This window comes from Conexibacter sp. JCM 18997 (assembly GCF_055391915.1).
The window spans coordinates 3,743,239-3,765,206 of the sequence record NZ_AP043885.1; the positions used below are offsets into that span (position 1 = coordinate 3,743,239).

The 21,968-nt window shown below is 73.9% G+C and carries 27 protein-coding genes; 19 read left to right on the forward strand and 8 right to left on the reverse strand.

Annotation, left to right across the window (positions count from 1 at the left end; translation table 11 throughout):
• The first annotated feature begins 61 nt into the window (after window positions 1-61).
• From ACZ5UI_RS18870 to ACZ5UI_RS18895, 6 genes are all read left to right on the forward strand, one after another.
• The gene (locus tag ACZ5UI_RS18870) at window positions 62-1,528 is read left to right on the forward strand and encodes a sugar transferase (protein ID WP_464189778.1); all 1,467 of its coding nucleotides are present in this window, start codon (window positions 62-64) and stop codon (window positions 1,526-1,528) included.
• A 111-nt stretch (window positions 1,529-1,639) separates the two neighbouring features.
• The gene (locus tag ACZ5UI_RS18875) at window positions 1,640-2,368 is read left to right on the forward strand and encodes a fibronectin type III domain-containing protein (RefSeq protein ID WP_464189780.1); all 729 of its coding nucleotides are present in this window, start codon (window positions 1,640-1,642) and stop codon (window positions 2,366-2,368) included.
• 231 nt (window positions 2,369-2,599) lie between these two features.
• Complete coding sequence (locus ACZ5UI_RS18880; protein ID WP_464189782.1) at window positions 2,600-3,301, forward strand: hypothetical protein; 702 nt, start codon at window positions 2,600-2,602, stop codon at window positions 3,299-3,301.
• Window positions 3,302-3,436: 135 nt separating this feature from the next.
• Window positions 3,437-3,754 (forward strand): hypothetical protein, encoded by a 318-nt coding sequence (locus ACZ5UI_RS18885; protein ID WP_464189784.1) that lies wholly within the window; start codon window positions 3,437-3,439, stop codon window positions 3,752-3,754.
• 102 nt (window positions 3,755-3,856) lie between these two features.
• Window positions 3,857-4,123, forward strand: a complete 267-nt coding sequence (locus tag ACZ5UI_RS18890; protein WP_464189787.1) for a hypothetical protein — start codon at window positions 3,857-3,859, stop codon at window positions 4,121-4,123.
• A gap of 92 nt (window positions 4,124-4,215) precedes the next feature.
• A complete protein-coding gene (locus tag ACZ5UI_RS18895) occupies window positions 4,216-4,452 on the forward strand; it encodes a hypothetical protein (protein ID WP_464189789.1) in 237 nt (78 codons plus the stop codon).
• A 6-nt stretch (window positions 4,453-4,458) separates the two neighbouring features.
• On the opposite strand, the gene ACZ5UI_RS18900 is transcribed toward ACZ5UI_RS18895, so the two are convergent.
• Window positions 4,459-5,388, reverse strand: coding sequence for a type I phosphomannose isomerase catalytic subunit (locus ACZ5UI_RS18900; protein ID WP_464189791.1), 930 nt, complete (start codon window positions 5,386-5,388; stop codon window positions 4,459-4,461).
• A 43-nt stretch (window positions 5,389-5,431) separates the two neighbouring features.
• Here ACZ5UI_RS18900 and ACZ5UI_RS18905 point away from each other — a divergent pair, with 43 nt between their 5' ends.
• The gene (locus tag ACZ5UI_RS18905; protein ID WP_464189793.1) at window positions 5,432-5,911 is read left to right on the forward strand and encodes a universal stress protein; all 480 of its coding nucleotides are present in this window, start codon (window positions 5,432-5,434) and stop codon (window positions 5,909-5,911) included.
• Here the strand turns inward: ACZ5UI_RS18905 and ACZ5UI_RS18910 are convergent.
• On the reverse strand, window positions 5,899-7,002 hold the full coding sequence (locus tag ACZ5UI_RS18910) for a glycosyltransferase family 4 protein (protein WP_464189795.1): 1,104 nt from the start codon (window positions 7,000-7,002) through the stop codon (window positions 5,899-5,901). The genes ACZ5UI_RS18905 and ACZ5UI_RS18910 overlap by 13 nt on opposite strands.
• Before the next feature lie 26 nt (window positions 7,003-7,028).
• A complete protein-coding gene (locus ACZ5UI_RS18915; protein WP_464189797.1) occupies window positions 7,029-7,211 on the reverse strand; it encodes a hypothetical protein in 183 nt (60 codons plus the stop codon).
• Between the two features lie 126 nt (window positions 7,212-7,337).
• On the opposite strand from ACZ5UI_RS18915, the gene ACZ5UI_RS18920 reads away from it, so the two are divergent.
• The 4 genes from ACZ5UI_RS18920 to ACZ5UI_RS18935 are packed head-to-tail and all read left to right on the forward strand — an operon-like array spanning window position 7,338 to window position 10,831.
• A complete protein-coding gene (locus ACZ5UI_RS18920; RefSeq protein ID WP_464189799.1) occupies window positions 7,338-8,975 on the forward strand; it encodes a glycosyltransferase family 2 protein in 1,638 nt (545 codons plus the stop codon).
• 25 nt (window positions 8,976-9,000) lie between these two features.
• Entirely contained in the window at window positions 9,001-9,282 is a 282-nt protein-coding gene (locus ACZ5UI_RS18925) for a type II toxin-antitoxin system Phd/YefM family antitoxin (RefSeq protein ID WP_464189801.1), read from the forward strand.
• A gap of 35 nt (window positions 9,283-9,317) precedes the next feature.
• Complete coding sequence (locus tag ACZ5UI_RS18930; RefSeq protein ID WP_464189803.1) at window positions 9,318-9,677, forward strand: PIN domain-containing protein; 360 nt, start codon at window positions 9,318-9,320, stop codon at window positions 9,675-9,677.
• On the forward strand, window positions 9,674-10,831 hold the full coding sequence (locus ACZ5UI_RS18935) for a glycosyltransferase (protein WP_464189805.1): 1,158 nt from the start codon (window positions 9,674-9,676) through the stop codon (window positions 10,829-10,831). The genes ACZ5UI_RS18930 and ACZ5UI_RS18935 overlap by 4 nt, the downstream gene beginning before the upstream one ends.
• A gap of 6 nt (window positions 10,832-10,837) precedes the next feature.
• Here the strand turns inward: ACZ5UI_RS18935 and ACZ5UI_RS18940 are convergent, their stop codons facing one another.
• Both ACZ5UI_RS18940 and ACZ5UI_RS18945 read right to left on the reverse strand, forming a co-directional pair.
• Window positions 10,838-11,239, reverse strand: coding sequence for a type II toxin-antitoxin system VapC family toxin (locus ACZ5UI_RS18940; protein WP_464189807.1), 402 nt, complete (start codon window positions 11,237-11,239; stop codon window positions 10,838-10,840).
• A complete protein-coding gene (locus tag ACZ5UI_RS18945) occupies window positions 11,239-11,574 on the reverse strand; it encodes a hypothetical protein (RefSeq protein ID WP_464189809.1) in 336 nt (111 codons plus the stop codon). The genes ACZ5UI_RS18940 and ACZ5UI_RS18945 overlap by 1 nt, the downstream gene beginning before the upstream one ends.
• A 36-nt stretch (window positions 11,575-11,610) precedes the next feature.
• On the opposite strand from ACZ5UI_RS18945, the gene ACZ5UI_RS18950 reads away from it, so the two are divergent.
• The 3 genes from ACZ5UI_RS18950 to ACZ5UI_RS18960 are packed head-to-tail and all read left to right on the forward strand — an operon-like array spanning window position 11,611 to window position 15,240.
• Window positions 11,611-12,582, forward strand: a complete 972-nt coding sequence (locus ACZ5UI_RS18950) for a glycosyltransferase family 4 protein (protein WP_464189811.1) — start codon at window positions 11,611-11,613, stop codon at window positions 12,580-12,582.
• A gap of 14 nt (window positions 12,583-12,596) precedes the next feature.
• Entirely contained in the window at window positions 12,597-13,196 is a 600-nt protein-coding gene (locus ACZ5UI_RS18955) for a hypothetical protein (RefSeq protein ID WP_464189814.1), read from the forward strand.
• Complete coding sequence (locus tag ACZ5UI_RS18960; RefSeq protein WP_464189816.1) at window positions 13,174-15,240, forward strand: O-antigen ligase family protein; 2,067 nt, start codon at window positions 13,174-13,176, stop codon at window positions 15,238-15,240. Before ACZ5UI_RS18955 ends, ACZ5UI_RS18960 begins: the two co-directional genes overlap by 23 nt.
• On the opposite strand, the gene ACZ5UI_RS18965 is transcribed toward ACZ5UI_RS18960, so the two are convergent.
• Window positions 15,241-15,849 (reverse strand): class I SAM-dependent methyltransferase, encoded by a 609-nt coding sequence (locus tag ACZ5UI_RS18965; RefSeq protein ID WP_464189818.1) that lies wholly within the window; start codon window positions 15,847-15,849, stop codon window positions 15,241-15,243.
• Window positions 15,850-16,056: 207 nt separating this feature from the next.
• Between ACZ5UI_RS18965 and ACZ5UI_RS18970 the strand changes: the two genes are divergently transcribed.
• The 3 genes from ACZ5UI_RS18970 (at window position 16,057) to ACZ5UI_RS18980 (ending at window position 18,890) form a co-directional block, all read left to right on the forward strand.
• On the forward strand, window positions 16,057-16,845 hold the full coding sequence (locus ACZ5UI_RS18970) for a glycosyltransferase family 4 protein (protein ID WP_464189820.1): 789 nt from the start codon (window positions 16,057-16,059) through the stop codon (window positions 16,843-16,845).
• Window positions 16,846-16,928: 83 nt separating this feature from the next.
• On the forward strand, window positions 16,929-17,954 hold the full coding sequence (locus tag ACZ5UI_RS18975) for a PASTA domain-containing protein (RefSeq protein WP_464189822.1): 1,026 nt from the start codon (window positions 16,929-16,931) through the stop codon (window positions 17,952-17,954).
• 75 nt (window positions 17,955-18,029) lie between these two features.
• Window positions 18,030-18,890: a CE1 family esterase gene (locus ACZ5UI_RS18980; RefSeq protein ID WP_464189823.1), complete on the forward strand. Its 861-nt coding sequence runs from the start codon at window positions 18,030-18,032 to the stop codon at window positions 18,888-18,890.
• 3 nt (window positions 18,891-18,893) lie between these two features.
• On the opposite strand, the gene ACZ5UI_RS18985 is transcribed toward ACZ5UI_RS18980, so the two are convergent.
• Window positions 18,894-19,379 carry a MarR family winged helix-turn-helix transcriptional regulator gene (locus tag ACZ5UI_RS18985; protein ID WP_464189825.1) on the reverse strand — a complete coding sequence of 162 codons (486 nt, stop codon included), beginning with the start codon at window positions 19,377-19,379 and terminating at the stop codon, window positions 18,894-18,896.
• 81 nt (window positions 19,380-19,460) lie between these two features.
• Between ACZ5UI_RS18985 and ACZ5UI_RS18990 the strand changes: the two genes are divergently transcribed.
• On the forward strand, window positions 19,461-19,928 hold the full coding sequence (locus tag ACZ5UI_RS18990; protein ID WP_464189827.1) for a cupin domain-containing protein: 468 nt from the start codon (window positions 19,461-19,463) through the stop codon (window positions 19,926-19,928).
• Between the two features lie 79 nt (window positions 19,929-20,007).
• On the opposite strand, the gene ACZ5UI_RS18995 is transcribed toward ACZ5UI_RS18990, so the two are convergent.
• Complete coding sequence (locus ACZ5UI_RS18995; protein ID WP_464189829.1) at window positions 20,008-20,424, reverse strand: MarR family winged helix-turn-helix transcriptional regulator; 417 nt, start codon at window positions 20,422-20,424, stop codon at window positions 20,008-20,010.
• Between the two features lie 89 nt (window positions 20,425-20,513).
• Between ACZ5UI_RS18995 and ACZ5UI_RS19000 the strand changes: the two genes are divergently transcribed.
• On the forward strand, window positions 20,514-21,965 hold the full coding sequence (locus ACZ5UI_RS19000; RefSeq protein WP_464189831.1) for an MFS transporter: 1,452 nt from the start codon (window positions 20,514-20,516) through the stop codon (window positions 21,963-21,965).
• Window positions 21,966-21,968 lie beyond the last annotated feature (3 nt).

Genomic DNA, 21,968 nt, shown 5'->3' on the forward strand with positions numbered 1-21,968 from the left:
ATCTGGGGCCCCCAAGCCGCGCATACCCTTTTCTCCTCAGCGCGTTATAGAAACGGACTTCTTGGAAGCCCAGGCCCTTCCCATTCACCTGAGCGACGTCGAGACCGCCACCACGGCGGTCGAGCCGGTTCGCCCCGCGCGCTCCACGCGCAGCGAGCGCACGGTCAACGCCAGCGTCGCCTCGCGTGAGGCCTTCTACCGGCGCGCGCTGGCCGTCGCGGACATGTTCGCCGCCGGCCTCGCGCTGCTGCTGGTGATCAGCGTGCTGGGCGACGATCAGCTGCGGCTGGCCAGCGTCCTGAGCCTCCCGCTCATCGTCCTGGCCAGCAAGATCATCGGCCTGTACGACCGCGACGACGTGCTGATCCGCAAGACCACGCTGGACGAGGCGCCGACGCTGTTCGAGCTGGCCACCGTCTACACGCTCGTCTTCTGGCTGCTGGACACGACCTTGGTCGACGGCTCGCTGAGCAAGGGCCAGGTCGTCGTCATGTGGATGGCCATCTTCGGGCTGACGCTGCTCAGCCGCTTCGCCGCCCGCCGCATCGCGCTGCGCATCTTCGCGCCCGAGCGCGTGCTCGTCGTCGGCGACGCCACGTCCTACCAGCGACTGAAGGCCAAGGTCACCGACAACGGCGTCGGCGCCGTGCTCGTCGGCCGCGTGTCGATGAACGACTGGCCGCACGCGCATCCGACCGGCTCGGAGTTCGAGGTCGTCAAGGACGTGGTCGACCGCCTCGACGTGCAGCGCATCGTGATCGCGTCGGCCGCGGCCGAGGGCGACTCCACGCTGGAGATGATCCGCACGGCCAAGGCGCTCGGCGTGCGCGTGAGCCTGCTGCCCCGCATCCTCGAGGTCGTCGGCTCCTCGACCGAGTACGACGACCTGTACGGCCTGCCGGTGCTGGGCATCCGCCGCTTCGGCCTGAGCCGCTCCTCGCGGCTGCTCAAGCGCAGCTTCGACCTCGTGGGCGCCTCGCTGGCGCTGCTGGTCGCCGGGCCCGCGATGCTGACCATCGCGCTGGCCATCAAGCTCGACAGTCCCGGCCCGGTGTTCTTCCGCCAGACGCGCATCGGCCGCGGCGGTCGGGCCTTCCGCATCTACAAGTTCCGCACGATGTGCCAGGGCGCGGACGCGATGAAGACCGACCTGCTCGAGCACAACGAGGCCGACGGTCTGTTCAAGATCGCCCACGATCCGCGCATCACGCGGGTCGGGCGCTTCCTGCGCCGCACGTCGCTGGACGAGCTGCCCCAGCTGATCAACGTGCTGCTGGCCGAGATGAGCCTGGTCGGACCCCGGCCGCTGGTCGTCGACGAGGACGCGCAGATCACGGGTTGGGACCGTCGGCGCCTGGCGCTGACGCCCGGCATGACCGGCCACTGGCAGATCCTCGGATCGTCGCGCGTGCCGCTGTCGGAGATGGTCAAGATCGACTACCTCTACGTGGCCGGCTGGACGCTGTGGTCCGACATCAAGCTGCTCGTGCGCACCGTGCCGTACATGCTGGCCCGACGAGGGCTCTGAGCTTGTCCGTCAGGAACCGCGGGACCGTCACGTACACGGTGACGGCATGAGTCCTGTTTCCACCCCCGAGCGAAGGATCGCATGAAGCGACTATTGCTGTTGGCGGCCGCGATGGTCGCCTCAATGTTGGCCATCGGCGGGACCGCTTCGGCGGCCTGTGTCGCGCCGTACTGCCCGGCACCGACCATCGTGACGGGTCAGGCCATCAACATCACCGATACGTCGGCGACCCTGACCGGCGCGATCAACCCCAATCTGGGCGGGCCGGTCCAGTGGAACTTCACGTCGCCGGACTTCAGCGTGGTCTACGGCTCCGGCACGGTGCCGGACGGCAACGCCGGCTCGGTCGTGTCCACGACCCTGACCAACCTGGCGCCGTCGACGACCTACAGCTACCGCCTGATCGGCAGCAACGGCTCCAGCCCGCGCTACGGCGACGTGCTGACGTTCACCACGCTGGCCACCGGCGCCTCGGGCGGTGGCGGCACGCCGTCGACCAACCCGACCAAGGTCGACCCGAACAAGGTCTCGATCTCGGCGAGCCCGCGGCGCGACCGCCGGGCCCCGTTCCGCTACACCATCACCGGTGGCGTTGAGGTCGACAACGGCGCGCTGTGCGCGTCCGGTGGCGACGTGACGATCCGCTTCTCCCGCGGCCGCACCTTGGTGACCAAGACCGTGACCCTCGAGGCCGACTGCGGCTACACGGCGACGGTGGGCGTGCCGCGCGACGAGCTGCCGCGTCGCCGCAGCGGGCGCATCAACGTCCGCGCCTCGTTCGCCGGCAATGACGCGCTCAACGCCGCGTCGTCGGAGACCATCAAGGTGCGCTTCCGCTAGGCACCAGCAGCACCAGCTCCAACCCGAGAGCCCGCGGGAACGCGGGCTCTCGGTGTTTGAGCACAGAATTTTCCAAACGGCGTCAGCGATTCCGCGTCTGCCGCGTACAGGAAGTCAACGCAGGTGCGGAACATCCACGATCGAAGGAACAGCATGAAGAAGGTGCTTCTCCTCGCGGCTCTTGCAGTCGCGACTCTCCTCGGGCTCACCAGCACGGCCTCTGCGGCCTGTGTGAACCCCTACTGCCCGGCCCCGACCGCGGTCACCGGTCCGGCCACGCAGGTGACCGACACCACGGCGGTCCTGACCGGCACGGTCAACTCGAACGCCGGCGGCGACGCCAACTGGGCGATCGTGCTGACCGGCCCGGGTGGCACGACCACGATCGCCACCGGCGTCGCGCCGGACAACGCCGGCCCGATCGCCGTCAGCGGCGTGGCCGCCGGCCTGACCGCGAGCACGGCCTACAGCTACGTGGTCACGGCCACGGGCATCGGCGGCCAGTCCTTCGGCGCCCCGGTCGGCTTCACGACCCTGGCCACCGGCGCGTCCGGCGGCGGCGGCGGCACGGGCGGCACCGGCGGCACGCCGTCGACCAACGAGAAGGTCACGCCGACCCTCTCGATCAAGTCGACGCCGACGAACCGCAGCAGCTCGCCCTACCGCTACACGATCTCCGGCAAGCTCGGCGAGGTCACCGACGACTCGCAGTGCACCGGCGTCGTGCAGATCAAGTTCTCGCGCGGCTCCAGCCGCGTGTCGACGGTCAACGCGCGCGTCAAGTCTGACTGCAGCTACACCCGCACCGCGAACGTCCGCCGCCTGCTGACGGACGACGGCTCCAAGGTCAACGTCGTCGCCCGCTTCGAGGGCAACGACTCGCTGAACAAGGCCAAGTCGAAGACCATCAAGGTCGGGTACTCGCTCAGCTAGCGGACGTCTCCGCACCGCGTCTGGCCCGAGGGCCCGCCATCCGGCGGGCCCTCGGCAGTTCTCGACCCTCCAACAAACGTCCAGACCCGCGTGGCCGGCCTCGCGCGCACGGGAGGACCTGCCGCTGAAGAGCGCATGGATCTCGTGACGCCGTACGTTCCCCGCGCGCGTCGCTCGGCACGTCGCCAGGCGATCTTCGCCTGCGCGCTGGGCGCGTATCTGGCGTTGTTCGCCGCCGGGGCCCTGACCGTGGCGGCGCTGGCGCTGCCCACCGCGACGGCCGCCGTCGTGGTCGCGATCGTCGGGACGCTGCTGCTCGGCCTGGCCGGCGCCGTGTGGGCCGTCGACACGGTCGCCGCCCGCCGCCAGACGATGGCCACGGTGACCCCGCTGCGGGCCCGCGGTGCGAGCGCTCCGCTGTCGCTCGCCACACCGCGCCGCATCGCGAACTAGCTGTCTCAGATTTCTCGCGATCAACCCTCGACGCGAGGCGCGGTGAACGCTACCGTTCGCCCTGCAGGCGGGTGCGCCTGCGGGTCGAGGAGCGAGGGATCGATGCAGCACGGGTCATGGATGGGCTCAAGCAGCCGGCGTACCCGGCTTCGCCAGGCGGCGATCAGCTGTGCCCTGGGCGCCTACGCCCTCGCCTTCGTTGCCGCGCTCCTGGCCCTGGCCCACCTCGCGGGGCTGAGCCTGTCGGCCGCCCGCGGGGCCGCGCTGAGCGCGGGCGCGCTGCTGGTCGTGGCGCTGGCCGCCTGGGTGGTGGATCAGGTCACGCACCGGCGCGACTCGGCGCCGACGGTCATTCCGCCCGGCTCCTGATCGCCCAAACTCCGGGCTGGTTGTCTTCCGCACGACCAAACGCGGGATTCAAGGATCGGCCGCCGGGTACGACAACCGGAGCGATGGCTGTCTTGGCTCGTCCCACCCCGCCGTCCCGGTCACCCCTTCCGTCCGTCCGCCAGGCCTTCCTCGGCGTCGGCGCGGCGTTCGCCGTCGCCCTCGTCGCGGCCTATCACGCGTTCACCCTCTCGGCCGCGCAACTCGGGCTGGTACCGGCTCTGCCGCTCGGCCTGATGGCCTTCGTGATCGTCGGCGCCGTCGCCCTGGTGCTGGCCGCGCGCCTCGACGAGCGCGTGCTCAGCCGTTAGGGCCCGTTAGGGCAGCAGCGTCCGCAGGACCAGCGCGCCGTCGCCGCGGAGCGTCGCGTCGGCCGACGCGGGCAGCAGGAACAGCGAGCCCGGGGCGAAGCTGCGGCCCGTCGCGGTGGTCACCGTGCCCTCGAGCACCTGCACGACCGCGCACTCCCCCTGCGGTGCGGCTCCGCGCTCGCCGTCCAGGCGCCAGCGGTCGACGGCGAAGAAGTCGGTGTGGGCGATCGTCTCGCTGTCGCGCGGCACCAGCTCGGGCTCGACGTCGTCGAAGTCGATCGAGGCCAGCGACTGGGGCACGTGCAGCTCGCGCGGCCGGCCGTCCAGGCCCGGGCGGTTGAAGTCGTACACGCGGTAGGTGGTGTCGCTGTTCTGCTGGATCTCGGCGATCAGGCAGCCGCCGCCGATCGCGTGGACGCGTCCGGACGGGATGTCCAACGCGTCTCCGCGCGTGACCGGGATCCGCTGGAGCATCAGCGAGACGTCCTGTCCGGCGGTCAGCGCGGCCTCGAAGGCGGCGCGGTCGACGCCTTCGCGCAGGCCGACCAGCAGGTAGCCGTCGGGCCGGGCGTCGGCCAGCACCCAGCACTCGTTCTTCGGCTCGCCGCCGAGCCCGGGCGCGACGTCGGCCGGCGGATGCACCTGGACCGACAGCGCCTGCTCGGCGTCCAGCAGCTTGATCAGGATCGGGAACCGCGGCGCGGCGTTGGCCACGCCGCGGGCGCCGAACACCGCCTGGCGATGGTCGGTCCACAGCGTGTGCAGGCTGGTGCCGTCCTCGGCCACGCTCTCGGCCTCCGGGCGATCGACGAGCTCCCACGACTCCCCGATCACCGCCCCCGGCGGCAGCGGCTTGCCGTAGGCCTCCTCCAGCCAGCGGCCGCCCCACACGCGCTCCATGAACAAGGGCTCGAAGACGATCGGCGCGTCGAACATGCGGCACACCCTCTCATGGCCGCGGGCTGAAAGGATGGTGCCCATGCACGGCCCCGTGGTGATCGGCTTCGACGGCTCCCCCTCCTCGGAGCACGCGCTGCGCACGGCGCACGCGCTGGTCAACGCGACCGGCGCGGTGATCGTGACCGTGTGGGAGCCGGCGCTGGCCACGCTCCCGCTGGCCGGAGAGGGCGTGATCGGCATCGACATGCCCCTGGATCCGCAGAGCGCCGAGCTGCTGGACGACGTCTCGACCAAGCGCTCGGCGGAGATCGCCGCCGCCGGGGTGCGCCTGGCCCTGGAGGTGGGCTTCGCCGACGCCGCGGCGCAGACGATGCCCGACGCGCTCAGCGTGGCCGAGACGCTGGCCCAGGTGGCCCGCGAACGCGGCGCCTGCGCGATCGTCACCGGCTCGCACGGGCACGGCGCGCTGCGCACGCGCCTGGTCGGCTCGACCAGCACGCGCCTGCTCAGCCACGCGCCCTGCCCGGTCGTCGTGGTGCCCGCCGCTCAGCCGGCGTAGACCGCCCGCAGCGCGCTGGCCGCCGCGCCGGGGTCGCACACCGCGCGCACGCGGTCCAGGCCGCGCTGGGCGGCATCGGGCGCGATCGCGGCCAGCGCCGCGGCCAGCGCGCGCGGGTCGCCGGGCGCGACCAGCGCCGCGGCGTCGCCGACCAGCTCGGGCAGCGCGCCGATGGCCGAGGCGATCACCGGCAGCCCCGCCGCCATCGCCTCGGCCGCCGCCAGCCCGAACGTCTCCGCCGAGCGCGAGGGCACCAGCGCCACCGACGCCGCCGCCCGCAACGCCGCCAGCTCGGCGTCGTCCACGCGCCCGACGAACCGCACGTCCGCGCCGCGGGCGACCGCCTCCAGGACCCCGCGCTCGGGTCCGTCGCCGGCCACGACCAGCGGCCGGCCCGCCGCGCGGCAGGCGGCGATGGCCACGTCGAAGCCCTTCTCCGGGGCCAGCCGGCCGGCCACCAGCGCCGGCCCGTGCGGGTCGAAGCGCGGCGCGTCGGCCACCGTGCGCACCACGTGCCCGATCACGCTGACGCGCGCCGGCTCGATCGGTGCGCCCAGCGCCAGCAGGCGGTCGCGCGCGAACACGCTGGGCACGACCACGTGGTCGGCCAGCTCGACGATGTGCGGCTGCTGGACGGCCAGCCCCGCCGCGTACACCGCCGCCTCGCCGCGCGCGCCGCGGCAGTTGCGGCGCAGGCCGGGCCGCGTGTCGCGCCCGTGGCAGCGCGTGCAGTCGGCGCCGTCGGTGAAGCATGTGCCCACCGCGCAGACCAGGCGGTAGTTGTGCAGGTGCAGCACGGTCCGCGCCCCGGCGGCCCGGGCGGCGGCCAGCGCGCGCCAGCCGAACGTGGGATGCAGGTTGTGGGCGTGCACCACGCGCGCGCCGGTGCGCCGCACGGCGTCGCCGACCGCGTCGGCGTCCAGGCCGCCGCGCAGGAGGCCGGCGGCCGCCCGCAGGCCGCTCTCGGTGGGCGGGCGTTCGAGCAGCTCGGCCTCCTCGCCGAGCCGCTCGCGCACCAGCCACAGCAGCTCCTGCACCGAGCGTTCCTCGCCCCCGACCACGCGGTAGCGGTTGTGCAGGACCAGGATCACGGGCCGAACGCTACGGCCCGCGGACGTCAGTGCGACAGACCGGCGCCGCTTTCCACGTCCTTCTCCGACGCGATCAGCACCGGACCGAACCGATTGCCCACCAGGCGCAGGACGTAGGCGTCCCGGGAGTAGCTACGACGGAAGAACGGCTTCAGCGCGACCAGCAGCAGGTGCGGGACGTGCCGTCGGGTACGGCGGGTACGGGCCACGGGGGTCAGCTCCGAGGTGTATGGGTTCTGGACCGAGCCGAACCTCCCGTGTTCCAGCTCCGCACAGGCATACGCGCCGACGCGCCAGAACCTGACAGGCCGCCGACGCAAGTAGCGTCCGTGGGGTTGCCCAGCATCTCGATCGTCATCCCCACCCGCGGTCGCCCCGACTACCTGCGCGTCGCGCTGGAATCGCTGCTGCCCCAGGCGCGGGCCCAGGGCGCCGAGGTGCTCGTGGTCATCGACGGCCCGGACCCGGCCAGCGCGGCCGTCGCGGACGGGTTGGGCGTCCCCACCGTCGTGCACGACGCCTCGCGCGGGCTCAACGCCGCGCGCAACACCGCGCTGGCGCACACGTCCGGCGAGCTGGTCGCCTTCCTCGACGACGACGTGCACGTGCACGACGGGTGGCTGGCCGCGCTGGCCGCCGGGGCCGACGCGGCGCCCGACGTCGACTGCTTCACCGGCCCGATCGTCGCCCGCATCGAGGATCACGCGTTCCCGATGTGCGGGCGCGAGGGCGCGCCGATCACGTCGCTCGATCTCGGGGCGGCCGACGCCGACGCCCAGCACGCGTGGGGCGCCAACATGGCCATCCGCCGCAGCGCCTTCGACCGGATCGGGCCGTTCGACGCCGACCACCAGCTGTACGGCGACGAGCAGGAATGGCAGGACCGCCTGCGCGCGTCGGCCCGGCCGCGCATCCGGTACCTGGCCGGCGCCGGGCTCGATCACCGGCGGGCCGGCGACGACGCGCGGCTGCGCTCGCTGATGCGCGCCGCGCGGGCCCGCGGCCGGGCCAGCCGCCGCTACGACGTGCACCAGGGCCGGGCGCCGTCGCTGGCCCACGAGCTGCGCGTGCTGGCCGGCTGCCTCGCCCACGGCCCCCGGTACCGCTGCGCCAACGGTCCGGTGCTGGCCGCGCACAGCCTGGGCCGCCTGGAGGTCGCCTGGCGCGGCGCGCCCGATCCCTCGACGCCCGACTTCCTGGCCGGCCGGTCGGGCACGGTGGGCGGCCGGCGCGGGGCGTTGCGCGCGGTCACCGACCGCCTGCTGGACGTGCTCGCGCTGCCCGCCCGGGCCCGGCTGCGCGCGGCCGCGCGCCGCCCGCCCCGGCGCCGCGTGCTGGCGCTGGCCATCGTCCGCGACGAGCACCGCGCCCTGTTCGACGCGGCGGCCGCCGAGCTGCGTCGCAGCCGCCACGCGCTCGAGCTGGTCAGCGGGCCACCCGGCGAGCGCGGGAAGTTCGAGAACCTCAACGCGCTGTTGGAGCGCGCGGCGCTGGCCGGCGTCGACTGGCTGCTGGTGCTCGACGACGACGTCGTGCTGCCCGGCGGGTTCCTGGACGACCTGATCGCCGCCGCCGAGCGCTTCGACCTGACGCTGGCCCAGCCCGCCCACCGCCGCCACTCGCACGCCGCCTGGACGGTCACCCACCGGCGCGCCGCCACCCTGGCCCGCCAGACGGCGTTCGTCGAGATCGGCCCGGTCACGCTGATCGGCGCGGCCGCGCTGCCCGTGTTGCTGCCCTTCCCGGCGCTGCGCATGGGCTGGGGGCTGGACGTGCACTGGTCATGGGTGGCCCGGTCCCGCGGCTGGCGCGAGGGCGTGGTCGACGCCGTGCCGATCCTGCACGCGGCGGCGCCCGCGGCCAGCAACTACTCGCGCGCTGGCGCCGAGGCCGAGGCCCGCGCCTTCCTGGCCGACCACGAGTACGTCTCCCGGGACGCCGCCAACCACACGTTGCACACCTGGCGCTGGTGACAGCCCAGGTGCTACGCTGACGCACATGGCTGGTTCGGTCGGTGTCCGCGAGCTGCGGCAGAACCTCTCTCGGTACCTGGACCAGGTCAAGCAGGGCGAGACGTTCATCGTCACAGAGCGTGGACGCGAGGTCGCCCGGCTGACGCCGTCCGGGCCGGAGGACTCCGCGATCGCGCGCCTCGTCACCGAACGCGGAGCGACGCTGCCGCGTGGCGACCTGCTCGCCGTCCGGGCACCCGGCGGCACGCCGGCCGGCGGACCACCCAGCGCGACCGTCATCGACGAACTGCGTGAGGAACGGCAATAGCCGGCCGGCTCGCGTATCTCGATACGTCCGCCCTGGTGAAGCTGCCCCTGGAGGAGGACGGCCACGAGGCCCTCCGCCAGGAGCTCGCGGCCTGGGAGGGTTTCGTCTCCAGCGCCCTGCTCTCGGTGGAGGCGGTGCGCGCCTGCGCGCGGTACGGACCCAGCTACGCCCAAGCCGCGGCCGACGCGCTGGACGCCGTGGCGCTGATCCCGCTCGACTCCGCGGTGCTGGCCACCGCGGCCGCGTTGGAGCCGCGCGAGCTGCGCACGCTGGACGCTCTGCATCTGGCCACCGCGCTGAGCCTGGGCGACGAGGTCGGCGTCGTGTTCACCTACGACGAGCGCCTGGGTGCCGCTGCCGCCTCTGCGGGGTTGACCGTGCGGAGCCCGGGATGAAGGCGCTCGTCGTCGCCGAGTTCTACCCCTCCGAGCGCGACCCGGTCCTCGGGCTGTGGGCCCATCGCCAGGCGGTGGCCACGCGCGACGCCGGGGCCGAGGTGGAGGTCGTCGTGCTGCACCGCCTGGTGCCGCCGCGCGCCGCGCTGCGCGACCGCCGCGCGCTGGGCGAGCTGGGGCGGCGGATGCGCGAGCCGCGCGTGCAGGAGCGCGAGGGCCTGCGCGTCCACTACGTGCCGTTCGTCTCCCCACCGCGCGAGCGCAGCTACGCGCAGTGGGGCGCGTGGGCGGCGGTGCCGCTGGCCGCGACGCTGCGCGCGGTGCGCCGGCGCTTTTCCTTCGACGTGATCCACGCCCACAACGGCGTGCCCTCGGCCGACGCGGTGCGCCGCGCGCGGGTGCGCGCCCCGCTGGTCGTCTCCGTCCACGGTCCCGACGTCCTGTGGGTGCCCGACCACGTCCCCGGCGGGGACGGCGCGGTCCGCCGCGCGCTGGGCGCCGCGCGCCTGACGCTGGCCAACTCAGCCGGGATCGCCGCGCTGGCTCGGCGCCAGGGAGCGCCCGACGTGCGCGTCGTGCATCTGGGCACCGACCTGCCCGGCGAGACGATCAAGCGCCGCGAGACGCTCGTCACGGTCGGGCACCTGATCGCCCGCAAGCGCCACGCCGACGTGATCCGGGCGATGTGGCTGCTGCGCGAGAAGCGGCCGCGGCTGCGCTACCTGGTGATCGGCGACGGCCCCGAGCGCGGCGCGCTGGAGCAGCTGGCCCGCGATCTCGGCGTGGACGTCGAGTTCGCCGGCCAGCTCGAGCACGCCGAGGCGCTGGCCGCCGCCCGGCGCTGCGCCCTGTTCGTGATGCCGTCGATCGACGAGGCGTTCGGCGTGGCCTACGTCGAGGCGATGGCCGCCGGCGTCCCGGCGATCGGGTCGATGGGCGAGCCCGGGCCGCAGGAGATCGGCGACGGGCTGGTGCTCGTGCCGCCCGGCGACGTCGAGGCGCTGGCCGGCCAGATCGACGAGCTGCTGGACGAGCCGCGCTACCTGCACGAGCTCGGCCACCAGGCCCGCGACACGGTCGTGCGCCACTTCACGTGGGAGCAGTGCGGGCGTGCGACCGTCGCCGCCTACGAGGACGCGTTGCGCCCGACCTGACCGGCCTCAGCGGATCAGGCGCACGTCGACCTGCGCCAGTCCGACATCGACCCACGCGGTGTCGGCCGTCAGCGCTGGGAGCCGCAGGCGACGGGCCAGCGCCAGACAGGCGCGGTCGCCCAGCGACAAGCCGAGGTGCCGGGTCAGGGGCCGCAGGCGCGCCACCTCCGCGGCGTCGAGCGCGTCGAACGGCTGGACGATCAGGGCGATCCCGAGCACGCCTCGGATCTCCAGCTCTTCGACCAGCGCCGCGGGGTCCACGCCGTGTGCCGCGACGCTGGACAGCGCCTCGGCCAGGTTGACGGCCGAGATCGTGGCGCCGTCGGCGATCGCGTCGGCCACGAGCTGCGCGCCGGGCTCGTCCTGCAGGTAGGCCAGCAGCGCCGACGCGTCCAGGACGCGTCGCATCAACGCTCGGCGGCGGCTTCGGCGCGACGCTCGCGCACCAGATCATCCGCGAGCGAGACACCGACATCGACCACGAGGATCCCGCGACCGGCGTCCGCGGCCGAGCGGTGCGGTCCACTGCCGGGTTCGACCTCGAGCTCGCGCTCCAGCCGCTCGTGCGTCTGTCGCACCGCCGCCGCCAACGCTTCGGCCCGGGTCACGCTGCGGCTGGTGGTCGCCAGGCCCGGCTCGGCCGAGGAGCGTTCGCGGCGCGCGCGGTCGGTCAGCAGCTCGGCGATGCGATCAAGCTCACGCAACGTCTCCGGTCGCAGCCTGAAGCTGGTCGGGACGGTCATGCACTACAGCGTAGCGCGCATAGTCTCTGCCGCCAGATGCGACCCGTCCTGCTGGTCACCGGCCACGCGCCGCCCGACCGCGTGGCGCCGTTCGCCGCGCTGCACGCGCGCCTGCCGATCGAGGTGGCGCTGTTCGGTGGGCGCGACCGCCACGGGGCCGCCGAGCGTGCGCCGCTGCCGGTGCCCCACCGCCAGGTCAGCCAGCGCGGCCTGCAGGCGCTGGCCGCGTCGGGCCGCTACCGCGCGGTCGTCGCCGGCCTGGGCGGGCGCGTCGCCCCGCTGGCCGCCGCCGCGGGCGCGCGCCGGGCCGGCGTGCCGTTCGTCCTGTGGACCGGCCTGTGGGCCCATCCGCGCTCGGCCGCGCACGCGCTCTCCTACCTGCCCACGCTCGCGCTGTACCGCCAGGCCGACGCCGTGGTCACCTACGGGCCGCACGTCAGCGCCTACGTGCGGGCGCGCGGCGCGCGGCGCGTGTCCGTCGCGCCGCAGGCCGTGGATCCGGCGTTCTGGGTCGATCCGCCGCCCGCGCCCCGGCGCGAACGCGACTTCCAGGTGCTGTTCGTCGGGCGACCGGACGCCGAGAAGGGCCGCGCGGTGCTCGAGGCGGCCTGGCCGGACGCCGTCCTGATCGGCGATCCGCCGGTCGGCGCCGAGCAGGTGCGCAACTTCCTGGATGGCTCAGACGTCCTGGTCATACCCTCGCTGCGGACGCGGACCTTCCGCGAGCCGTGGGGGCTGATCGCCAACGAAGCCATGCACCGAAACGTTCCCGTCATCGCCTCCGACCAGGTCGGCGCCGCCGCCGGCGGCCTCGTGCGCCACGAGCGCAACGGCCTCGTCGTGCCGGCCGGCGACGTGCCCGCGCTGCGGGCCGCGATCGCCCGCTTGCGCGACGATCCCGGCACCCGTGCCGCCTTCCGCCGCCAGGCGCGGCTCGACGCCGCGCCCTACACCCCCGACGCGTGGGCGGCGGGCGTGCAGGCCGCGCTGGCCGAGGCGAGCGGCTAACGTCGATGAGCCGAATGCGACGGGTCCTTCCCCTCATCGCCGCCCTGGCGACGCTGGCGCTTCCCGCATCGGCCGCCGCCGCCAGCCCGGCCGACGTGATCCGCGACTGCACGCTGGACGGGCGCCTGGACAAGACGTACACGCAGAAGGAGCTGCGCCAGGCGCTGGCCGCGATCCCCAGCGACGTCGACGAGTACACCAACTGCCGTGACGTGATCCGGGCCGCCCAGCTCGCGCTGGCCACCGGCAGCTCCTCCAACGGTGGGAACGGCGGAACCACCTCCGCCGGGAACGGCACGTCCACCGGGAGCGGCACGGGCACCGACACCGGTGGGACCGGCGGCGACACCGCCGCCGACGGCACCGGCAGCGCGACCGGCGCGTTCGGCGGCTTCACCGGCGTCCCCGACGACCCGGCCGCGGCCGCCACGCCCGCCGAGCGCGCGGCGATCGAGCAGGCCCGCGACGAGGTCGTCGACGACGACCCCGTCGAAGAGGCCAGCGTCGGCCTGCCCACCCCGCTGATCGGCGCGCTGGCCATCGGTGGCCTGGCGCTGCTCGTGTTCCTCGCCCTCGACCTCCGGCGCCGCCTTGTCGACCGTCGCGGCGCCTAGCGACGCCTACGCGGTCCGGCCGCGGTCGCTGACCTTCCTGCGCGTCTCGGCCGGCGGCTGGATGACGCTCGGCGTCGGCGCGCTGCTGGCGCTCGTCGCGTTCGCGGCCAACGGCGGCCTGCGCCTGGGCGAGACGACGACCGTCGAGATCGGCCTGCTGCTCGGCTGCGGCATCGGCGGCGCCGGCGTGATCCTGGCCACGCCCGACCGTGGCCGCTGGTGGGGCGCCGGCGGCGTCGCCGCGTTCGCGCTGTTCGCCGGGTGGACGCTCGTCTCGATCACCTGGTCGGTCCAGCCGTCGGACACCTGGATCGAGGCCAACCGGACGATCACCTACGTCGCGGTGTTCGCCTTCGGCCTCGCGCTGGTGCGGATCGCCCCGGGCCAGTGGGCCGGCGTCCTGCAGGGGCTGATCCTCGCCTCGGTGATCGTCTCGGTGTACGCGCTGGTGACCAAGGTCTTCCCGGGCACGCTCAGCGCCGACGAGCTGTACGCCCGCCTGCGCGCCCCGTTCGGCTACTGGAACGCGACCGGCCTGTTCGCCGCGATGGCCGTCCCGGCCTGCGTGTGGCTGGGGGCCCGGCGCCACCGCGCGAGCCCGGCCTGCGCGCTGGCCTATCCGGCGCTGGGGATCCTGATCGTCACCCAGCTGCTGGCCTACTCGCGCGGCACGCTGCTGGCGCTGGCCATCGGCCTGATCTTCTGGTTCGTCTTCGTCCCCCTGCGCCTGCGGGGCGCCGCCGTGCTGCTGGTCGGCTTCGCCGGGGCCGTGCCCGTGGCGCTGTGGGCCTTCGCGCGCGAGGGGCTGACCACCGACCGCCTGCCCACCGACCTGCGCGGGCCGGCCGGCCACCAGCTCGGCGTGCTGCTCGTCGTGATGGTCGCGGTGCTCACGCTGGTCGGGCTGGCCGTGACGTTCCGCGCGCTGACCCGGCCGCCCAGCGCGCTGGCCCGGCGCCGGATCGGCACGGTCCTGCTCGTCGCGCTGGCGCTGGCCCCCGTCGTCTTCGCCGGCTACCTGTTCACGACCGACCGCGGCTTCGGCGGCTCGATCTCCCACGCGTGGACGACGCTGACCGACCCCAACGCGTCGACCCCACCCAACGACCCCAGCCGCCTGACCGCGATCGGCTCGGTGCGCTCGCGCTACTGGAACGAGGCGCTGAAGGCGTTCAAGGACCACCCGATCCTGGGCGTCGGGGCCGAGGGCTACGCGACCGTGCGGCCGTTCTACCGCCAGGACACGCTGGAGGTCCGCCACGCCCACGGCTTCATCGTCCAGACGCTGGCCGACCTGGGCCTGGTCGGGCTGCTGCTCTCGCTGGCCACGCTGGCCGCCTGGGTCTACGCCGCCGCGCGCTCGACCGGCCTGCGCCGGCGCGACCGCGGCCGCGGGTACCCACCGGAGCGGATCGGCCTGATCACGCTGGCCTCGATCGTCGTCGTCTACGGCGTGCACTCGTTCATCGACTGGACGTGGTTCGTCCCCGGCTGCACGGTGTTCGCGCTGCTCTGCGCGGGCTGGGTGGCCGGTCGCGGACCGCTGGACGTGCAGGCGCTGCGCCCGGCCCCGCTGCGCGGGCCGCGCCAGTGGCTGCGGGCCAACGGCGCGCTGGCCGGCGCGCTGCTGAGCGTCGTCGCCGCGCTGATCGTCAGCTACGCGGTGTGGCAGCCGCTGCGTTCGCTGAACGCCTCCAACGACGCGCTGGCCAAGCTCGAGTCCGGCGACGTGAAGGGCGCGATCGACGAGGCCTACACCGCGCGCGATCGCAATCCCTTGTCGCTGGAGCCGCTGTCGGTGCTCGCGGTCGCGCAGGTGCGCTCGCAGGACATCACCGGCGCCGAGGCGACGCTCAAGCGCGAGGTCGCGCTGCAGCCGGCCAACCCCGAGCCGTGGGTGCGGCTGGCCGACTTCCAGCTCAACCAGCTCAAGCAGCCCAAGGCGGCGCTGAGCTCGCTGGAGCGCGCCGTGGGCCTGGACCCGCGCAACGCGCAGACCCTCGGCGCCTACCTGGCGGTCAGCCGCATGGTGGCCGGGAAGTAGTCAGTACTTCGATCGCACGGCCTGGGCGAAGAGCGTCAGGTCGTCGGAGTCGATCGCGATCTGCTCGAAGCCGAGGTCGTCCAGGAGCTCGGTCAGGCCGCCGGCGTTGAAGAACCGCAGGTGATCGGCGCGCGGTTCGAAGTGGGCCTGGAAGGCGGCGGGATCCTCGGCCAGCACGTGCAGCAGGCCCGGCGGGTGGTCGGGCGTGGTCAGCAGCAGGCGCCCGCCGGAGGGCAGCACGCGGCGCACCTCCGACAGCCAGCCGACGACATCGACGACGTGCTCGATCAGCTCGCCGGCCCACACGACGTCGAACGCGCCGTCGTCCAGCACCAGCGGCCCGTCCAGCGCGCCGAGGCGGAAGTCGAGGTCCGGATGGCGGGCGCGGGCGCGGCGCACCGGCTCGGCGACGACGTCGATCCCGATGGCGTGCGCGCCGTGCTCGTGCAGCGCCGCGGTGAACTGACCGGCCCCGCATCCGAGATCCAGAACGCGCTCACCGGGCCGCACACGAGCCAGCAGCCAATCGCGCCGCAGACCGAATCGCTCGGGCTGCGCGTCGTCCGCGACGCCCTCCCACACGGCCTCGAGCAGTTCCGCATGACTCACGAATGTGGACCATAGCTGGGGCTCTGCGATCAGAAACCCATGAGCATGAACGGAGAAGTACAGTCGGGCGGGATGAGGGTGGCCTTCGATGCCCGTCCTGTCACGGACGGCGGCGGCATTGGGCGCTACGCGCGTTGCCTGCTCGACGCGTTGTTGACGTCCGCCCCAACCGATGCCGAATTGATCCCGACCCACCGGCCCCGCCGGGTGGACGTCTTCCACGCGCCGTGGCTGGAAGGCGCGCCGCTGCGCCCCACCTGCCCCACGGTGGTGACGATCCACGACCTGCATCAGCTCAAGCGCCGCGGCGAGGCGCTGCGCTCCGGGATGCGCTTCAAGCTGCGTCGCCTGGCCGTCGAGCGCGCGACCCGCGTGATCGTCCCCACCGAGGCGGTCGCCGCCGACGCGATCGAGCACCTGCGCCTGCCCGCCGAGCAGATCGTCGTGATCCCCGAGGCCGCCGCCGCATCGCTGACCATGCGCCCGCCCGAGGTGGTCGCCCAGACCCGCGCGCGCTACGGCCTGCCCGACGAGTACCTGCTGTGGGTGGGCGGCATGGAGCACCCCGAGCCGCGCAAGCGCATCGCCGACATGGCCGGCGCGCCGCGGACCCTGCCGCTGGTGCTCGTCGGCTCGACCAGCCGCTGGGCCGAGGAGCTGCCCGATGTGACGCTCACCGGCCACGTCTCCGACGACGATCTGGCCGCCCTGTACAGCGGCGCCCGCGCGCTGGTCATGCCCTCCGACGACGAGGGCTTCGGCCTGCCCGCCGTCGAGGCGCTGGCCTGCGGCACCCCGGTCGTGGCCTGCGACGTGCCCGCCCTGCGCGAGGTGCTGGCCGATCGCGCCACCTTCGTCGAGCGCCACGACGTGGCCGGCCTGCTGGCCGCCGCCGAGCGCGTGCAGCGCCCGGCCCCCGCGCCGCCGGCCTGGACCTGGGAGCAGGCGGCCCGGGCCACCTGGCAGGTCTACGACGAGGCCCGCGCCGCGCTCTGACGCGCCGCTTGCCGCCGGCTTGCCGGCGCCTCGAACGCGGTTCGGCAAGGGCGCGGCAAGAGCGGGCCGCGAGGGTCCGCGGCATGAGACTTCCCCTTCTGACCACCCTCGCCGCGGTCGCCGTCCTGGCGGTGCCCGCGAGCGCCCTGGCGGCGGACGACCTGATGGTCGACACGCTGACCAACTCGCCCGGCGGCTACAGCACGACGCCGCTGAGCAACGTCGACTTCTTCTACAACGGCCGCGAGCATCGCTCGATGCGTGCGGTCGGCCAGGTGGTGACCGCGCCCGCGGGCGCCAGCGCCATCAAGCGCGTCGACTTCGACACCTACGGCTGGAGCGCGCCGGGCGTGCGCGCGGAGATCTGGGGCTGGGACGGCGAGAAGCCGACCACCCAGCTGTACGCCGGCGAACGCCAGGTGATCACCGAGACCCGCCAGGCCAAGTCGTGGACGTTCGCACCCGTGCCCGTCGTGGGCGGGCAGCAGTACGTCCTCGTGCTCAGCGCGTTCGACGCCACCACGACCTACGGGTACGCCAGCTGGGTCGGCGCCGGCGACAACGGCCCGTGGGACGACCGCTACGGCGGCGGCGAGTTCGTGCTCTTCGAGGGGCCCGACCGCACCTCGTTCACCACGACGCCGTGGACGACGTTCCCCGACAGCGCCGACTACGACCTCGCCTTCCGGGCGCTGTTCGCGATGAGCGATGCTCCGCCGACCGAGGAGCCCGGCGAGCCCGAGCAGCCCCAGACCCCGCCCGCCACCGGCGGCGGCGGTTCCGGGGGCGGCGGCGTGAGCCTTCCGGCGCCCGGGGTGACGGTCACGGCGCCCTCGGCGGACGTGCCGGTCGACGCCCCGCCGGCCGCGGCGGAGGCGGTCGTCGCCCCGAGCCCGTCCACCGGCGCGGTCAGCGCGCCCCCCGCGCGGCGCTGCGTCGTGCCCGACGTGCGCGGCAAGACGGTGTCCAACGCTCGCCGCGCCCTGGTCCGCGCGGGCTGCGCGCTGGGTCAGGTCGACGGCCACGGCACCCGCGTCATCCGCCAATCCCGGCCGGGCGGGCGCAGCGTGCCGCACGGCAGCGTCGTGTCGGTCGCGGTGCGCAGGTAGCGGGCGGAGGCCGCTCCATGAGCATTCGATGAGAGCGGCCTCCCGCTCGGGCCGGCGCCCCGCTTCGATGACGGTGTGCGCCGCGCCCTTGTGCCGTTCGTCATCGCCATCGCCATCGCCTCGGGCGTCGCGGCCGACCCCGCGACCGCCCGGGCCGATGGAGCCCAGCGGGTCCGCGACGTCGCGGTGACCGTGGCGGGCGAGGCGCGCACCTACCGCGTGGTCGCCCCGTCGGCGTCCGCGCCCGGCGCCCCGCTGATCGTCGCGCTCCACGGGCTGTACGGGTCCGGGCCGCAGTTCGAGCGCGCCAGCGGCTGGGACGCCACGGCGCGCGCGGCGGGCGCGGTGGTCGTCTACCCGACCTCCTACGAGGCGGGCTGGCGCAGCGGCGCGGCGGCCACCGCCGACGTCGCCTTCCTGGCCCGGATGATCGCCGACGTCGTGCGCGCCGAGCGAGCGGACCGAGATCGCGTCTACGTGACCGGCCACTCCAGCGGCGCGTTCATGACCTACCGCTTCGCCTGCGAGCGCCCTCAACTGGTCGCGGCGATCGGACCGGTGGCCGGGGCCCCGCTCGCCGACTGCGCCGATCCGGACGTCCCGCCGATCCCGGTGGTCGCCGTGCACGGGACGGCCGACACCACCGTCCCCTACGCCGGCGGCATCCCCAACGTGCCGGGGATCGCCACCACGCAGCCGGTGCCGTCCGCGCTGGAGACGATCACCCGTTGGGTCCAGCGGGACGGGTGCGCGCCGACGCCCGTCACCCGCGCCCAGGCCGGCGTGGTGCGCCAGACGTGGGGGCACTGCGACGGCGGTGCTTCGGTGCGCCTGATCAGCATCGTCGACTGGCCGCACCGCTACCCGACGACCGCCGCCGGCGCGCCGATCGACGCGACGGCCGAGCTGTGGTCGGTGCTGCGCCGTCAGCGCTGAGCGTCAGGACAGGTGCGCGAGCAGCTTGCGCAGGATCCGCCGCAGCTCGTCGCGGTCGCGTTGGGTCAGCGGCGCGATCATCTCCTGCTCGCCGGCCACGTGGCGCTCGACGGCCCGGTCGACGAGCTCGACCGCCTCCGCCGTCAGCTCGACGACCACGCCCCGGCGGTCGTCGGGGTTGGGCAGCCGGCGGACCAGGCCGCGCTGCTCGAGGCGGTCGATGCGGTTGGTCATCGTGCCGGTGGTGACCAGCAGGTTGGCGGTCAGCGCGCCCGGCGAGAGCCGGTAGGGCGGGCCGGCGCGGCGCAGCGTGAAGAGCACGTCGCCCTGACCGCGGTCCAGCCCGTGCTCGGTGGCCAGCGCGCCGATGCGCCGGTCGATCAGGTCGGCCACGCGCAGCAGCCGGGCGACGTCGGCCATCGTCGTGACGTCGAGGTCGGGCAACTGCGCCGCCCACTGCTCAACGATCGCCTCAACCGGGTCGCTCATCGCGCACAGCTTGACAGATTGTCTCGATGTCGGTTATCTTGATATCAAGATACTTTGGATCAAGCGAAAAGGACTCGTGCCGTGTCGACGTACAACCTCACCCCCAGCGAGCAGGTCACCATCCTCGAGCGCGCCCCGAGCAAGATCGTCGCCGAGGTTCGCTACGACCCGGCCGGCCGGCCGCCGCCCGCGCACCTGCACCCCGCGCAGGACGAGCAGTTCGTCGTGCTGGAAGGCGAGATCACCGTCGACCTGGACGGCACGCGCCACACGGTCCGCAAGGGGGAGTCGATCGACATCCCGCGCCGCACGCCGCACCAGATGTTCAACGCCCACCCGACCGCCACGGCCCGGGCACGCTGGACGACGACGCCGGACCTGCGCACCGAGGACTGGTGGTCGGCGCTGGACCGCATGGAGGGCAAGCCCTCGCTGATCAGCTTCGCGCCGCTCCTGCGCGAGTACCGCGACGTGTTCCAGCTGGCCGGCCCACCGCAGTGGATGGCCCAGCCGCTGTTCGCCGCCCTGTCGGTGGGCCGGAAGAGCTAGCGCAGCGCCGAACGTTGTCCGCTGGGACCCGCATGGCGGGCTCGAGCGGACAACGGCGCGGGTGAGGCGCGGCGGACGGCTACGAGCTGTCGTCGTCGGCGGTCAGCGCCTTGACGAGCAGCGCGCGCAACCGGGCGCGCTCGTCGGGGTCCAGCGCGGCCAGGACCTCGTCCTCGACCTCCTCGACCCCCGCCTCGGCGCGCTCGAGCGCGGCCCGGCCCTCGTCGGTCAGCTCGACGATGTGCCGGCGGCGGTCCTTGGGATCGCGCACGCGGCGGGCGAAGCCCGCGTCCTCGGCGCCGTTGAGGACCAGGACGAGCATGTTCGCGTCCATCCCCGTGATGTCCCCGAGCGTCTGCTGCGGGATCCCGTCCTGGTCGCGCACGTAGTTGAGCACGGCGTACTGCTTCATCGACATGCCCAGGCGCTGCTCGTTGGCGACGCGGTACACGCGGCGCGACAGACGACCCACCAGGACGGAGGTTGACTGATGCATGACCTCTGCCATAACGCGCCGCAGTATAGCAGAACCGTCACCTTCACGAGATCATCACGGACTCGGGATGATCTTGCTACAGTGACCCTATGGCTTCTATGACAGACGAGCGGCGGCGCTGGGCGATGCTCGGTGTCGTCCTGCTCGCGTACGCGATGACGGTGCTCGACGCGACCGTGGTGAACGTCGCGCTCCCGGCCATCCAGCTGGATCTCGGGTTCAGCGCCTCCGGCCTGACCTGGGTCATCAACGGCTACCTGATCACCTTCGGCGCCTTCCTCCTGGTCGCCGGTCGGCTCGGCGACCTGATCGGGCGGCGGCGCGCCTTCCTGTACGGCGTGACCGCCTTCGCGATCGCCTCCGCCCTGTGCGGCCTGGCCAGCTCCCCTGGTCTGCTGGTGGCCGCGCGGCTGGCGCAGGGCGTCGGCGGCGCGCTGGCCGCGGCCACCGTGCTGGCCATCATCGTCGCCGAGTTCTCCGACCCGGCCGAGCGCGCACGCGCGATGAGCATGTACGTCCTGGTCGCGGTCAGCGGCGGCTCGCTCGGGCTGCTGATCGGCGGCCTGGTGGCCGACGCGCTGTCCTGGCACTGGATCTTCTTCATCAACATCCCGATCGCGATCGTGGCGATCCTGCTCGGTCGCGCGCTGCTGTCCAGCGACCGCGGCCTGGGCGTCCGCGAGGGCGTCGACGCCGGCGGCGCGACGCTGATCACCGTCGCCCTGATGGTCGGCGTCTACGCGATCGTCGGCGCGGCCGACCACGGCTGGGCCTCACTGCGCACGCTGGGCCTGCTCGCCCTGGCCGCCGCCATGATCGGCGGGTTCGTGGCCTGGGAGGGGCGCGTCAAGAACCCGATCCTCCCGCTGCGCCTGCTGCGGCTGCGGTCGCTGATCGACGCCAGCGTCGTGCGGTCGTTCGTCGCCGTGGGCATGTACACCGCGTTCTTCTTCGGAACGCTGTACCTGCAGAACGTCCTGGGCTTCGGGCCGGTGGCCACGGGCTTCGCGTTCCTGCCCATGACGCTGACCGTCGCGGCCCTGTCCAGCGGCATCGTCGCCGCCGTCGTGCGCCGCTACGGCCCGCTGCCGCCGCTGTTCACCGGCCTGGTGTCGATGATCGCCGGGCTGCTGCTGCTGGCCTCCCAGAGCGCGGACTCTCACTACGCGCCGGTCACCCTGATCGCCTTCATGCTGATCGGCCTGGGCGCGGGCAGCTCGTTCATCCCGCTGCTCACGCTGGCCATGACCGGCGTGCCCCGCGCCGACGCGGGCATCGCCTCGGGCATCGTCAACGTCTCGATGCAGGTGGCCGCGGCGCTCGGGCTGGCCGTCTTCGGCACGCTGTCGGCCAACCACACCGACACGCTCCAGGCCGCGGGCCACAGCGCCACCGACGCGCTGCTGTCCGGCTATCACCTGGCCATGTACGGGGCCGCCGGCGTCGTCACCGTCGGCGTGGTGCTGGCGGCCGTCGCGCTGCGCCCCAAGCGTGCGCCGGCGCTGGCCACGCTGGAGGAAGAGGCGATCGCCGAGCGTTAGCGG